We start from the raw sequence: 14891 nt of genomic DNA, 5'->3' as shown, positions 1-14891 counted from the left end.
GCCGGCTACATCTGTTCGGGAGTTTCTATCCCCAAAAGGTCCTGCATTCCGTGCCGAATGACCCGTGCAGTCAGTTCGCACAGGAGCAGGCGGCTCGGACGCACATCTGCCGGCGCCCCCAGCACCGGACAGGCATTGTAAAACCGGCTGAACGACTGCGACAGGTCGTACAGGTAGGCCGTCAGCAGATTCGGCCGGTACGAGGCCGCCGCCGATTCAATCGCCTGCTCATAGCTGATAAGTTTCTTGGCCAGCTCGATTTCCGCCGCATCCGACAGGACAACCCGCTCGATTCCCGCCAGTTCCCGCTCCACATCCACTTCTTTGCCCGCCGCCTTGCGCTCGATGGAGCGGATGCGGGCGTAGGCATACTGCATATACGGGGCCGTATTGCCGTCCATTGCCAGCATCTTGTCGAAGCTGAACACGTAGTCCGTATCGCGATTGTTGGCGTAATCGGCGTATTTGACCGCCCCGATTCCTACCGCCCGCGCGATGGCCGCCTTTTGTTCGGCAGGGAGAGAAGGATTCTTTTCCTCGACGACCGCCCGCGCCTTTTCCACGGCCTCCTCGAGCAGGTCCTTCAGTTTGACCGTGCCGCCTTCGCGTGTCTTAAACGGCCGCCCGTCCGGCCCGAGCATCGTGCCGAACGTCACGTGCACCAGCTCCACCCGGCTGTCCGTCCAGCCCGCCGCACGAGCTGTCTCGAACAGCATTTGAAAATGGAGCGTCTGCCGTGCGTCCGTCACATAGACAATCTTGTCTGCTCCCAGCTGCTGAATCCGAAACCGCAGGGCCGCCAAATCCGTCGTTGCATACAGATAGGCACCGTCGGATTTCTGAATAATAAACGGCAGGGGAGAGCCGTCCTTGCCGACAAACCCCTTTGGAAATACGCACACCGCCCCCTCTGACTCGACGGCCAGCCCTTTCTGCCGCAGCTCCCTGACTACCTCCGGCAGCATCGAGGCGTAAAAACTTTCTCCTCTAACATCGTCGTCTTTTAATGTGATATTAAGCTGCTGATAAATTTCATTGCAGTGACGAAGAGTGGTCTTTGTAACGAACTTCCATGCGTCATATTCTTGTTTGTCTGTCATCTCGTTGCTTCGTTGTAACATTACTGTTACATAACGAGTAAGGTCTTGGTATGGTATTTCTTTTTTTTGAGCTTTGTTGTTGATAATTTCTCGAGTGTATATTGTTAGGTTCATTTTTTCCAGAACGTCATCAAGAAAATTTACGTATTGGTAAGCATATAAAAGTTTGGGCCAGATTTCATTTTTATTGCGATTGGGGAGTTCTGACAGGAAAGGTCCAAAAACCTTTTCACCATTTCCATATTCCTCTGTTTGGTCATTTTCATAATCGGCATTGTGTCGATCACGAATTCTTGTGCAAATACTAAGCAATGTATAAGGATTATCTTTGTTTTCTTTAAGCTCTTTTAGTTCTTCAACATAGTATTCTTTCTTGTGAACTTTCTCTCCCATGCATATATGCCAAAGTGCAAGGATTACTTTCCCGAACTGCGTCCCCCAGTCGCCGATATGATTCTGGCGGATGACGTGATGGCCTTCAAAGTCGTGGACACGGGCAATCCAGTCGCCGATGATGGTGCTTCGCAGATGGCCGACGTGCATTTCCTTAGCGATGTTCGGCCCGGAATAATCCACCACGATGGTTTGCGGTTTTTCCGCCGGTTCCATCCCCAGTCGAACCGGGTCGGCGAACATCCCCAGCAGCCGCTGCTCCAACAGAGAAGATTTCAGCCGCAGATTGATAAATCCCGGGCCGGCAATCTCGACGGTTTCGCACAAGTCGTCTATTTGCAGAAGACGGACGACCTGCTCGGCTAACTGTCTCGGATTTGTTTTGAGCTGCTTGGCGGCGGCCATTACCCCATTGGCCTGGTAATCTCCAAAGGCCGGGTTTTTTGACGGGCTCACCAGTGCCGCCGCCTCGTTCAGCCCGCTTGCCTGCCGCAGGGCTTCCGAAATCCGCCCCTCCAGAATCGTCAGCAGGTTCTTCATCGCTTGCCCGGCTCCTCCAGCTCCAGCCGCTGGGCATCTCCCCAGAGCATCTCCAGATTGTAATACGCCCGCGTTTCCGCGTTGAACAGGTGCACCACCACATCCACAAAATCCAGCAGAATCCACCGTCCCTGTTCATAGCCGGCCCGCCCGAACCGCGGGTAATTGAACCGCTCGCCTGCGTCCGAAATCTCATCGGCGACGCTGCGGGCCTGCCGGTCGCTGGTGCTGGTGGCAATCACAAAATAATTCGTTGCCGGACTGATTTTCCGCAGGTCCAGAATTACAATATCGCTGCAGTGACGGTCCCGCGCAATCGCCGCCGCCGCCATCGCAAACTGCCGGTCCGGTGCGATGGGTTCCTTTTTGGTTTTTCGCCGGGTCGGTGTTTTCTCGGCCGGCTTCTTTTTTGTCGTTTTTTTGGCTGCCAAAGCAGATTCCTCGTGCGTTTATGCTTCCTTCAAAAAACAGGGGCGACCATCAGGCCGCCCCTGCAGGATACGTTTTCGGAAAGAATTCGTCAAGGATGCCGCGTTAATTTCCAACCCCGAAGGTTCGGCTAAGCCATTCGCCAATCATCGGCGAAACTTTCACCACGACGCCGCTGAACACTACGCTGGCCATGGTCATCAGCTTAATCAGGATGTTCAGACTCGGTCCGGAGGTGTCCTTGAACGGGTCGCCGACCGTGTCGCCGATAACCGCTGCTCCGTGCACGGGGTTCTTTGTGCCGTCCGGCAGCTTCTTGCCGCCGTAGGCACCCTTTTCAATGTACTTCTTGGCGTTATCCCAGGCACCGCCGGCGTTGTTGAGGGTAATCGCCAGCACAAAACCTGTAGTCAGGCCGCCCGCCAGAAGTCCCATTACCCCCGGCACTCCCAGCAGCAGTCCCGTCAGAACCGGCACAATAATCGCCATCAGGGACGGCACCAGCATTTCTTTCTGAGCTCCGGCGGTGGAAATCGACACGCACCGGGCATAATCCGGCTTCTCCGTTCCCTTCATAATGCCCGGTTTTTCCTTAAACTGCCGGCGGACTTCATTGACCATCGCTCCCGCCGCACGGCCGACGGCCTTCATCGTCATTGCACAGAAGACAAACGCCATCATTCCGCCGATGAACAGGCCGCAAATCAGTTTCGGATTCATAATCGTCAAATCGTAGGCATGAACAAAATCCAGAACCGAAGCGACTTTTACCGATTCTGTTGTAAAAATCACATCTCCGACCCGGAATGTACCGCCGTTGGAAATCGAAAGTTTCTTTATCCAGATGCGGATTTCTTCGATGTACGCCGCCAGCAGGGCCATGGCCGTCAGGGCCGCCGAACCGATGGCAAAGCCCTTGCCCGTGGCCGCCGTCGTATTGCCCAGCGCATCCAGAGCGTCCGTCCGTTTCCGCACTTCTTCGCCCAAACCGCTCATCTCGGCATTTCCGCCTGCATTGTCCGCAATCGGTCCGTAGGCGTCCGTGGCCAGCGTAATTCCCAGCGTGGACAGCATTCCGACGGCGGCAAATCCAATCCCATACAGCCCCATTGAGAAGTTTGTAAAGCCGCCGGCACTGGTGAACGCCAGAATAATCCCGATGACAATCGTCACCACACACCAGCCCGTCGAAAACATTCCCACGGCAAATCCGTCAATAATCACTGTAGCCGGCCCCATCGGCGCCTGACCGGCGATTCCCCGGGTGGGCTTGTATTCATCCGACGTGTAGTACTCTGTAACCTGCCCGATAATCACGCCTGCAAGCAGCCCCGCCACGACGGAACCGAAAATGCCCCATGTAATCATCCCCAGCAGGGCCATAATAATCAGAGCAATCAGAATCAGCACGGAACTGCTGCCGGTTCCCAAAAGCAGTGCCCGCAGCAGGTTCTTCTGGGAAGCCCCTTCTTTGCACCGTACCATAAAGATGCCGATGATAGACAGCACGATGCCGATGCCCGCCACAATCATCGGAGCCAGCACGGCCATCAGCTGCGAGACGCCCTTGATCTGCAGGGCCGCGGCCGGCAGGGCTGCCCCCAGAGCCGCCGTCGCCAGAATCGAGCCGCAGTAGCTTTCGTACAGGTCGGCGCCCATTCCCGCCACGTCGCCGACGTTATCACCGACATTGTCGGCAATCGTCGCCGGGTTGCGCGGGTCATCTTCCGGAATGCCCGCCTCGACCTTGCCTACCAGGTCGGCTCCCACGTCAGCCGCCTTGGTATAAATGCCGCCGCCGACACGGGCAAACAGCGCCTGGGTCGAAGCGCCCATTCCGAACGTAATCATCGTCGTGGTGATTTCAATCAGCTTCTGGCTCGGGTCCATTCCCGGATGTACCAGATAGAAGTTGCCGAACAGCTTGAGCCCTTCCTTCATATGGGCGGCGGTATAGACCAGCTTGTCCAGAATCAGATACCACAGCGTAATATCCAGCAGGCCGAAGCCGACCACCACCAGACCCATGACGGCACCGCTGCGGAAGGCCACCTGCAGTCCGCGGTTTAAGCTTTCCACGGCTCCCTGGGCTGTCCGGGACGAGGCGTTGGTTGCCGTCTTCATTCCCAGAAAGCCGCACAGGCCGCTGAAGAAGCCGCCCGTCAGAAAGGCCACCGGCACAAACGGGTTCTGCACACCATAGTAAGAGAGCACACTGAAAATGACAAACAGGACGGCAAACACAACCGCCACCACTTTGTACTGCCGTTTCAGATAAGCGTAAGCGCCTTCCTGAACGTACGTAGCGATTTCAATCATCCTTGGGTTGCCTGCCGGGGCAGCCATTACCTTCTTGTAAAAATAGACAGCAAAGGCCAAGGCCAAAATAGAACAGACCAGGGCGCTCAACGGCGCAAACCATTGCAGACCCACCCCAGCTTCAGGAACCTCTCCCGCAGCCCAAACCGGGGCTGACAGCATCAGCATTGCACCAACTGTGCAGATTGTACTTTGTGTTTTCACCGGTTCATCCTTTCCAGAAAATCCTTGTCTTTTAGATGTTTTCTTCCTCGAAAATTGCAACAAGTGTACTCATTTTGATGGTTTTTTCAACCTCAAAATGCCGTTTGAAAATCGGTTTCTTCCAGGGAAAAACTCCCGTTGGACTTTACGTATGGTAGTCCGCATTAATCGTTATATATTCTCGACTTAAGTCGCAGCCTATACAGAAATCCCGGTGTTTGCCGACGCCCAGATACACGGTAATCGTGTGGGCTTTCTGGGCGATAATTCGGGAAACCTTTTTGGGGTCAAATTCGGCCGGCTGACCGTTTTTGAATACCGTAATTTGCCCAATTTTACAAGTGAGTTTTTCCGGGTTTAACAAAACACCGCTGGAGCCGACCGCACAGATAATCCGTCCCCAGTTCGGGTCCGCTCCGTGAACGGCACATTTCACCAGGTCATAATTGGCAACCGCTCGGGCGGCCTGACGGGCCTGAGCCGCCGACGCCGCTCCTTCAATGACAACGGTAAACATCCGGGTTGCTCCCTCTGCATCCAGGGCCATCTGCCGGGCCAGGTCCAGACACAGCTCCGTCAGGGCCGCTTCGAAACGTTGATAGGCCCCGTCCTGTTTCTGAATCATTCGATTGCCTGCCAGACCGGAGGCCAGAATCATCGCCGTATCGTTGGTGCTTTGGTGCCCGTCCACCGTCAGCCGGTTCAGTGACTGGTCCACGGCCGTACGGAGGGCTTTCTGCAGGAGGGGTTTGCGGATGGCCGCATCCGTTGTCAGGATGCAAAGCGTCGTGGCCATGTTCGGCCCAATCATTCCGGCCCCTTTGACTGTTCCGGCCAGCGTGACGGTTTTGCCGTTCAGTTTGACGGTTCGGACGGCGTTTTTGACTTTTGTGTCCGTTGTCAGAATGGCCTTGGCAAAATTCATTCCCGCGGAAGCCCCTTCCCCGAGGCGGGCGGCGGCTTTGCGGATGCCTTCGCAGACGGTTTGAATCGGCAGGGGGTGTCCAATAATTCCCGTCGAGGCAATCAGAACCTGTTCCGGTCGAATCCCCAGCAGCTCCGCGCTGGTTTGACACATGGTCTCGGCATCGGCGATTCCTTTCTGGCCGGTGCAGGCGTTGGCATTGCCGCTGTTGATGACGGCGGCAAAGGTGCGTCCGCTGCGCACGTGCTCGCGGCAAACCGTCACCGCCGCCGACACAATTTTGTTGGTGGTAAAGACAGCCGCCGCTGCTGCACCGTTCGGGCAGTACAGCAAAGCCAGGTCCGGTTTTCCGCTGGCCTTGATGCCGCAATGCAGCCCGGCCGCCAAGAACCCCTTCGGGGCCGTTATTGTTTGGTTTTTCATCGCTGTGATTCCTTTATGACAGTTGATGTTTCTGATTGACGCAAATCAGCAAGGTATTGTAGCCGGGCTGACGTGTTTTTCCAAACAAAACTCAGTCAGAAAATAGGATTTGCTGATGCGGATTTGCCGCCCGGGGCAAATCCGCATCGCCGCTTCTACAAAACACTCACCGGGTCCACATCAATCTGAATCTGAACGGACGGGCGAATCGGGGAAGAAGCGCGGAAACGGGCGAACAACTGCTGAATGGGCTGCGGCTGCGGGGCCTGGACAATCAGGTGCATTCGGTGCTGTCCGCTGATGCGGCTGATGGGCGCCTCCATCGGCCCGCGAAGGAGAATCGGCAGTTTCTCCCGGTCGATAATCTGCTCCAGCCGTGCATTGACGGCTTTGGCGGCGGCGGTGAGCCGTTCATAGCGGCCGTCGCGCATCAGCACCATCGCCATCCGCCAGACCGGCGGCAGATGACAGGCCCGCCGATGCTTCATTTCCTCCTGCACGAAGCCCTCCCAGTCGTATCGGCAGGCAAAGTCGATAGCGGGCTGGCCGGGCAGAAAAGTCTGGATGAGCACGCGTCCGCCTTTTTCGCTGCGACCGGCGCGGCCGGCCGCCTGACAAATCAGCTGAAACGTCCGCTCGTTGGCGCGAAAATCCGGCAGCGAAAGAGCCGTGTCGGCGCTGACGATGCCCACCAGCGTTACGTTGGGAAAGTGCAGACCCTTGGCGAGCATCTGCGTGCCGACCAGAATATCAATCCGTCCGGCGGCGAAATCCTCCAGCAGGCCGTAATAATCCCTGCCTGCCATGGCATCGCTGTCGATGCGGCGCAGGCGGGCGTGCGGCAGTTTGTGCTGCACCTCTTCCTCCAGCCGCTGGGCCCCCAGCCCAATCATCGTCATCGCCTGGCCGCAAAGCGGACAGGCCTTCGGCACGAGCGTCTTGGCCAGGCAGTAATGACAAATCGCATAGCCGCCCGTCATATGCCGTCCGAGGACTGTTTCCGCCGCATCTTCCCGGTGCGGGCGTTTGTGGTAAGTGAGCGTCACATCACAGTTGCGGCAGTGCAGTGTATGGCGGCAGGAGGGGCAGTAAATAAAATGGCTGTAGCCGCGGCGGTTGAGCAGCAGAATCGCCTGCTCGCCGCGAGCAAGCACTTCATGCAGGGCCTCTTCGAGCGCCGGGCTGAGCAGCTGCGGCTGCCGGACGGCTCTGCCCTCAAAGGCCGTGAGCATGTTGATAACGTCCATCCTCGGCATCGGCAGATTGCGCACGCGCCGGCTCATCACAATCCGCGTATAGTTGGCTCGTGTCTGGCAGTTGTGCAGCGTCTCCAGCGACGGTGTTGCTGAGCCCAGCAGACACACGGCCCCGGCCAGCTGTGCCCGCTTGATTGCCGCATCGCGCCCGTGATAGCGCGGCACCATATCCTGCTTGTAGCTCGGTTCGTGCTCCTCATCGACCACAATCAGCCCCAGCCGCTGCAGGGGCGCAAAGACGGCCGAGCGGGCGCCGATGACCACATCCGCCTGCCCGCGGCGAATCGCCTGCCACTGCGCGTTTCGCTGCGGGCCCGACAGGCCCGAATGCATCACCGCCAGCCGCTGGAACCGCGCCCCGAACCGCTGGACTGTCTGGGCTGTCAGGGCAATCTCCGGCAGCATCACAATCGCCTGCCGGCCCATCGACAGGGTCTTCTCGATTGCCCGAATATACACCTCCGTCTTGCCGCTGTCGGTCACGCCGTGCAGCAGCGTCACGGAAAACCGTCCCGCCTGCAGCTGCTGTTCCAGATGAGTCAGCGCCCGCTGCTGGTCTTCTGTGAGCACGATGGCCTCCGCCTGCTCCCGCAGCCCCTGCGGCACCATCGGCAGCGGCCGCACGCCGTATCGAACCGCACAGGCCGCCACACCGCTGCGCAGCAGTTTCTTCAGCGGCCCCTCCGTACAGCCCGCCCGCTCCAGCAGCATCGTTTTTTCGACGGCCGTCTCTTCGCTGACGGCCCCCTCTTCCTGCAGAAGACGGACAATCGTCTGCTGCGGCCCGCTGCCAAGTTTTGAGTCTTCCGGGGGCTCGCCGGTCAGATACACCCGCACTTCCTTGCGAACGCCCGCTTCTTTTTTGACTGCTGCCGGCACCATCGCCGCCAGCACCTGCCCCAGCGGACAGACGTAGTAGGCACTCATCCACCGGGCCAGCTCCATCAGCTGCTCATCCAGCAGCGGTTCTTCATCGAGAATCTCCCGAACCGTTTTCAGGTCAAAGGCCCGCGCCTTCTGCCAATCGGAATCGGCTCCGGCGTCGGCGGGCTCGACCTCCACGACAAACGCCTCCAGAAGCCGATTGGTGCGTCCGAAGGGCACGCGCACCCGCTGGCCCGGGCGCACAGAGCCCAGCCCGCTGGGCAGCAGATAATCAAACAGCGCATCGGCCCCGGTATTGAAGGCCGCGCGAATGACCCGGCCCTCCGCATTCGGCTCCTGATGCTCAAACAAACTGTCGCTTTCTGGGCGTTTCATGGACGGATACTCTACCACGAACCCGGCCGAAAAACACCCCGGGACGCCTCTGAATTCCCGAAAAAAATCCCGAAATGCCGCTGCAGGAAGGGTTTAAAAAAGGTTTGCCCCAGGGTAAGGGAACAAAAAACGCGCCCTCTTTCGATGGCGCGTTGGGTAGGCTCCGCAGAGCCAGCCCTTTCGGGCTTGCCCACGACTCTTCTCTTATTGTGAAAAGCGCGGGCCGGGATCAATTACACTGAAGGTATTTTAAATCGGCAAGAATAGACAAATCAAGCCTTTTTTTGTAAAATTCCGCTAAAAAAGGAAAGTTAAGGAGGAACATACAAATGGGCTATATATTGGGTATAGATTTGGGACCTACTTCAATTGGCTGGGCGGCTTTTGATTTGGATGAAAACAATGAACCCGTAACAATATCAACTATTCTTGATAAAGATGAAAAAGGGAACTGGATAAAATGCCCAGCTTTGGGGGCTCGTGTTTTTCCAGCCGGTGTAGACAACCTCGGGAAAGGGAAACAGGAAAGCCCAAAAAATTTAAACAGAAGATTAAAACGATCTCTCCGGAGAAGATTACGGCGGGCCAAGGCAAGACGGAAAGCTGTTGTAGAACTCTTGATAAAGTACGGTTTGTTAAAAGACCTGCAACATGTTGAAACTATCCAACAAGTTGATCCTTACGAAATTCGTGCAAGGGCAGCTTCCTCGAAAGTAGAATTGTTCGAAATTGCACGAATCTTTTTACATTTTGCCAAACGCAGAGGCTTCAAAAGCAACCGCAGGCAGCCTTTAACTAAAGAAAAGAACTCGTCAGAGATGAAGGAGGCTATTGAGCGGCTGGATCGCGAGTTAGACGGAAAAACACTGGGACAATTTTGGTATGAAAGAAGAACCGAAAATCCCCGCACTGCAATCCGAAATCGAAGAGACCAGTATCGTTGGATTGCACAGCGGAAGCACTATATAGACGAACTGACTCGAATCTGGACTATTCAGGCTCCGTATTACCCTGCTGTTTTAACGAAGGAATTTTATGATGAATTGACTTTGGTGTTATTTGCTCAAATTCCTTTTGAACTCAGCAATCGGAAAAAGAAAAAAATTATAGGCACCTGTGAACTGATCACCGGCAAACCGCGATGCCCGTGGGCGGAACGTGCAGCACAGAAATTCCGCCTTTTACAAAAAGTAAACGACCTGCTTGTAGATGGATATCCTCTGTCTCCTCGGGAAAGAAAAGTTCTTATTGAACTATTAACGGTGAAAAAAGAACTTTCCTTTGACCAGATCAGAGAAAAATTATGGGGACCGGAAGGAGCAAAAAAGAAATTTAATCTTCAATACAAAACAAATGACAAAATGCTTGGCAATGAAATTGACTCTCTGCTTGTGAGCGCTGCTTTTTTTGACAAGAATCGGTGGCTTAATCTGGAGGAATCCCACAAAGACGAAGTCTGGCGGATATTGCGGGAATTTCTTGATGAGAAGCGAACCAAGCAGCAAGTAGAGGCGGTGCTTGCCAATCAGTATGGCTTGCATTTTAAGAGAGATGAATGGCCCGAAAAACTGAAGGAGCCTGAGGGATACTGCGCTTACAGCAGAGAAGCGTTAGAGAAAATACTGCCGGCTTTGGAACAAGGCAAAAATCTTTATGAAGCTGTTCAGCAGGCCGGTTTCTCACGGAAAATGAGGCAATTGAATTTTCTTCCCTTGCCGGTCAAAGAAAATGGGTTTTCGATACCAAATCCTGTGGTGCGTTCTGTGCTGGTTCAGCTTCGCAAAGTGATCAATTTGCTGATCAAGGAAAAAGGAGTGCCGACGGAAATCGTGGTCGAAACAGCAGCGCCAATGAAAGCATCAAAACTACAGCGTCAGGAAATTCTTGAAAACCAAGCCAAAAATCAGCAGGAGCGGGACAAAGCAAGACAGGCAATTCGTGAAATGATGGGTTGGGAACCGGATGTTGATATTTCCGAAACAGATGTTTTGAAATACCGTCTCTGGAAATCCCAAAAAGAATACTGTCCTTACACGTGCAGAAAAATTCCTTCATACATCTTGTTCACAAGAGAGGTGGAAATTGATCATATTTTACCGTATTCGATGAGTCTGGATAACTCGTTGGAAAATAAAGTAGTGTGTTTTGCTTCTGCCAATCAGGACAAGAAGCAAAATACGCCGATTTCCTGGCTTGGAGAGCATAGTGAACGCTGGGAGCAAATCTGTGAGTTTCATTTTCATAACGCATTTGGCTTCACAGATGAGAAGTGGGATCGATTTTGCACACGCAATGAAGAAATTGCGGAGAAATACCAAAATAAACGTCTTCTTCAGGATACAGCCTATGCCGCGCGTGTGATTCGGTCCTATCTTCAGCAACTGTATCCTCCACAGGAAGCCGAATACAGGGTTCGTACTACAAAAGGCGGCATCACGGCGGAGTTAAGAAATCTGTGGGGGTTGAATGCGGTTTTGCGAGATGGCGGCGCCGGTCCCAAAAACAGAGAAGATCTGCGGCATCATGCCGTTGATGCCGCCGTCGTGGCTCTCACGAAACCAGCCCTTATCCAGAAAATAACGAAGACCCTTCAGCAAAACTGGCCCCAAAGACCATCTTTAGCCCCGATTGCTGAGCCTTGGGAAGATTTTCGGAACCAGCTAAAGCAGGCTGTACAGAGTGTTAATATCTCTCATCGTGTCCAGCGGAAAGTGAAAGGTGCGCTCCATCAGGAAACCAATTATTTTCTCGAAGAGAACGGTCTCTGGAAAGGCAAATATATAACGCGAAGACAACTTGCCAAAATAACACAGGAGGAAGCAGAAAGGATTTGTGACCCTCACATCCGCGGTCTTGTTCGGCAGCGGCTTTATGAATATGACGGAGATGCCGCCAAGGCTTTCGAAACTCCTCTGCTGCTCCGGCGAAATCCGGATATTCCGATTTACAGTGTCAGAATCTGGAACACGCTTTCAAATCCGATTCTGATTCGAGAGTCATCGGGAGAAACGCTCCGCCCCTTTACCAACAAAGTCTGGGTTAAATCAGAAGAGAATCATCATATCGAATTTTATAAGGCAAAAAATGCCGGAGGGAAAACGGTTTTTCTGTGTCTTCCCTGTTCGATGTGGCAGGCTGCTCAAAGGATTAAAAATAAACAGCCGATCATCCTGAAACGCTTTCTGTCATCCGACTATCAGAATGCTGAATTTATTATGTCTCTCTCAAAAGGGGAAACAGTTTGGATGAAAGGCAAAAGCGGACAGGTATGTTTGGTGCGTGTTACCGGAATATCCGGAGACCCCGAAAATCCCAAAAAGATTGATATGGAAGCCAAACCGATTCATTTGGCGGATGTCCGGCTCGAAGGAGAGCAAAAAAATGCTCTGCGAAGGGAGTGGAGACTGACCGACCTCCAGCGTTTTCCAGAACGTATCCTTCAAAAAGTTACGATAGACCCGTTAGGCAGAATCCGCCGTGCCAATGATTAGTGCAGATTAAGAACACTGCTGCAGTTGCCGATACAGTCCTCGCAGAACTGCGAGGGCTGGGTCGTGATTAAACGGGTTGTCGAATGCTCCACAGCAGGGACGTTTTTATCGGTCCATCTGGGACAGCTGCTTGTCCGGCAGGACGGACAGGTCAAAGGCCGGATTCCCTGTGAGGATATCGGCGTCCTGCTGATTGACAATCCCGCCGTCACCTATACCCATTCCGTCCTGACCGTTCTATTAGAGCAGGGGGCCGCCGTGGTCGTCTGCAACGGCAGACACCTGCCCGCCGGACTCCTGTTGCCCCTCGAGTCCAACGCCGTTCAGGCCGAACGCTTTCGGGACCAGATTGCCGCCGGCGAATCCCTCAAAAAACGCCTCTGGAAGCAGATTGTCCAGGCCAAAATCGCCCATCAGGCCCATCTGGTCCGCTCGGACCAACAGACATATCGGGTCCTGATGGCCCTCCGCCGACGCGTCCGCTCCGGCGACCCCGAAAATGTGGAGGCCCAGGCCTCTGCCCGGTTCTGGCCCGCCTTTCTGCAGGACCCCTCCTTTCGCAGGCACCGAGAAGGTCCTCCGCCCAATCACCTGCTCAATTACGGCTATATCGTCCTGCGTTCCGCCGTTGCCCGGGCCCTGTGCAGTGCGGGGCTGCTGCCGACCCTCGGCATTCATCACCGCAATCGGTACAACGCCTTTGCCCTGGCCGATGACCTCATTGAGCCCTTCCGCGGTTTTGTTGAAGAAAAGGTCCGGGACATGTACACTCGCTGCGGCCCCTCCGACGGCCAGCTGACCAAAGAAACCAAGGCCGCTCTTCTGGAAGTCCTTTACCGCTCCGTCACGGTCGGCGGTTTCAAAGGTCCCCTGATGGTTGCCCTTCACCGCACTGCCGCCTCCCTGGTCCGATGTTTCGCTGGAGAACAGAAATACTTGGATTTGCCTCAGTTATGTATGTAAGCGGGTATAGAACCGTGTGGATTTTGGTGATGTTTGATTTGCCGGTTGATACGAAAAAGGCGCGAAAAGATTATGCCGATTTTCGGAAAAACCTTGTACAGGATGGGTTTACGATGTTACAATATTCTGTATATGCAAGGCATTGTGCCAGTGAAGAAAATGCACACGTGCACTGTAAGCGAGTCTGTTCTTTTTTGCCTCCTGAAGGAGAAGTCCGTATTATACACGTTACGGAAAAACAATTTGAAAAAATGCAAATTTTTTTCGGAAAACGGCGCAAACCCACCCCTCCGCCCCCCGCTCAGCTCGAATTATTTTGAGCTGTTTTTCTCGCAAGCCTTTTTATATAAAAGACTTGCAAACGGACTAGTGTAATTGATCCCGACCTGCTGTCAATTCACAACTCCGAGCCGTCTCGGCAGACATCCGATCCAGTGTAATTGATCCCGACCTGCTGTCAATTCACAACACATCGCTGCTCCTTGACGAGACGCAGAAAGTGTAATTGATCCCGACCTGCTGTCAATTCACAACAAACTATGAGCAGGCCCGCAATAATCTTGTAGTGTAATTGATCCCGACCTGCTGTCAATTCACAACCGGCAGATTCCCCAGCATGTCATAGAACATAGTGTAATTGATCCCGACCTGCTGTCAATTCACAACGATTCGGCATCAGAAGCCAGTTTGACTTGTAGTGTAATTGATCCCGACCTGCTGTCAATTCACAACGATACCAACGGTGAGTGTTTCTGTCCACCCAGTGTAATTGATCCCGACCTGCTGTCAATTCACAACTCAGCAGCATCAGGATTAATCCGCTGATGAAGTGTAATTGATCCCGACCTGCTGTCAATTCACAACTGAGAATGTCATTTGGTCTGTGGAATTAAAGTGTAATTGATCCCGACCTGCTGTCAATTCACAACCGATCCAGCCCCCCTGAAAAAAGGAGAAAAAGTGTAATTGATCCCGACCTGCTGTCAATTCACAACGGCTGCTTTGTTCTTTCGCATGTGGTAGTCAGTGTAATTGATCCCGACCTGCTGTCAATTCACAACTGTCTGGTATGGTCCTCCTTATTTTTTTTAAGTGTAATTGATCCCGACCTGCTGTCAATTCACAACATTTCGTTAAGTCGAATACACCAAGCAGGAGTGTAATTGATCCCGACCTGCTGTCAATTCACAACGCTGCAAATCTTGTGTATACGCACGAGGGAAGTGTAATTGATCCCGACCTGCTGTCAATTCACAACTGGCTGTTAAAAATCGGCTCATTGACTACTAGTGTAATTGATCCCGACCTGCTGTCAATTCACAACGAGGGCCGATGAGTATCTGCCGATTCAGACAGTGTAATTGATCCCGACCTGCTGTCAATTCACAACGCTGCAAATCTTGTGTATACGCACGAGGGAAGTGTAATTGATCCCGACCTGCTGTCAATTCACAACTGGCTGTTAAAAATCGGCTCATTGACTACTAGTGTAATTGATCCCGACCTGCTGTCAATTCACAACTGGCTGTTAAAAATCGGCTCATTGACTACTAGTGTAATTGATCCCGACCTGCTGTCAATTCACAAC

Annotated in this window: 8 protein-coding genes and 1 CRISPR repeat array; of the genes, 3 read left to right on the top strand and 5 right to left on the bottom strand. The window is 53.7% G+C overall.

Features of this window, described 5'->3' with window-relative positions; translation table 11 throughout:
• Positions 1–5 precede the first annotated feature (5 nt).
• The 5 genes from argS to priA form a co-directional block, all read right to left on the bottom strand.
• Positions 6–2033, bottom strand: coding sequence for an arginine--tRNA ligase (gene argS, locus WHS88_05900; protein MEJ5259705.1), 2028 nt, complete (start codon positions 2031–2033; stop codon positions 6–8).
• Positions 2030–2464: a ribosome silencing factor gene (gene rsfS, locus WHS88_05895; GenBank protein ID MEJ5259704.1), complete on the bottom strand. Its 435-nt coding sequence runs from the start codon at positions 2462–2464 to the stop codon at positions 2030–2032. The genes argS and rsfS overlap by 4 nt, the downstream gene beginning before the upstream one ends.
• A 103-nt stretch (positions 2465–2567) precedes the next feature.
• Entirely contained in the window at positions 2568–4985 is a 2418-nt protein-coding gene (locus tag WHS88_05890) for a sodium-translocating pyrophosphatase (GenBank protein MEJ5259703.1), read from the bottom strand.
• 145 nt (positions 4986–5130) lie between these two features.
• Positions 5131–6333: a bifunctional glutamate N-acetyltransferase/amino-acid acetyltransferase ArgJ gene (argJ, locus tag WHS88_05885; protein ID MEJ5259702.1), complete on the bottom strand. Its 1203-nt coding sequence runs from the start codon at positions 6331–6333 to the stop codon at positions 5131–5133.
• A 155-nt stretch (positions 6334–6488) separates the two neighbouring features.
• A complete protein-coding gene (priA, locus tag WHS88_05880) occupies positions 6489–8849 on the bottom strand; it encodes a primosomal protein N' (protein MEJ5259701.1) in 2361 nt (786 codons plus the stop codon).
• Positions 8850–9178: 329 nt separating this feature from the next.
• On the opposite strand from priA, the gene cas9 reads away from it, so the two are divergent.
• From cas9 to cas2, 3 genes are all read left to right on the top strand, one after another.
• Complete coding sequence (cas9, locus tag WHS88_05875) at positions 9179–12340, top strand: type II CRISPR RNA-guided endonuclease Cas9 (protein MEJ5259700.1); 3162 nt, start codon at positions 9179–9181, stop codon at positions 12338–12340.
• Between the two features lie 63 nt (positions 12341–12403).
• Entirely contained in the window at positions 12404–13303 is a 900-nt protein-coding gene (gene cas1, locus WHS88_05870; protein ID MEJ5259699.1) for a type II CRISPR-associated endonuclease Cas1, read from the top strand.
• Between the two features lie 14 nt (positions 13304–13317).
• A complete protein-coding gene (gene cas2, locus WHS88_05865; protein MEJ5259698.1) occupies positions 13318–13623 on the top strand; it encodes a CRISPR-associated endonuclease Cas2 in 306 nt (101 codons plus the stop codon).
• Positions 13624–13671: 48 nt separating this feature from the next.
• Positions 13672–14891: a CRISPR direct-repeat array (repeat unit 36 nt; unit sequence AGTGTAATTGATCCCGACCTGCTGTCAATTCACAAC).

The organism is Anaerohalosphaeraceae bacterium (assembly GCA_037479115.1).
Taxonomy (GTDB): Bacteria; Planctomycetota; Phycisphaerae; order Sedimentisphaerales; family Anaerohalosphaeraceae; genus JAHDQI01.
This window is presented reverse-complemented; position numbering and strand designations above follow the sequence as displayed.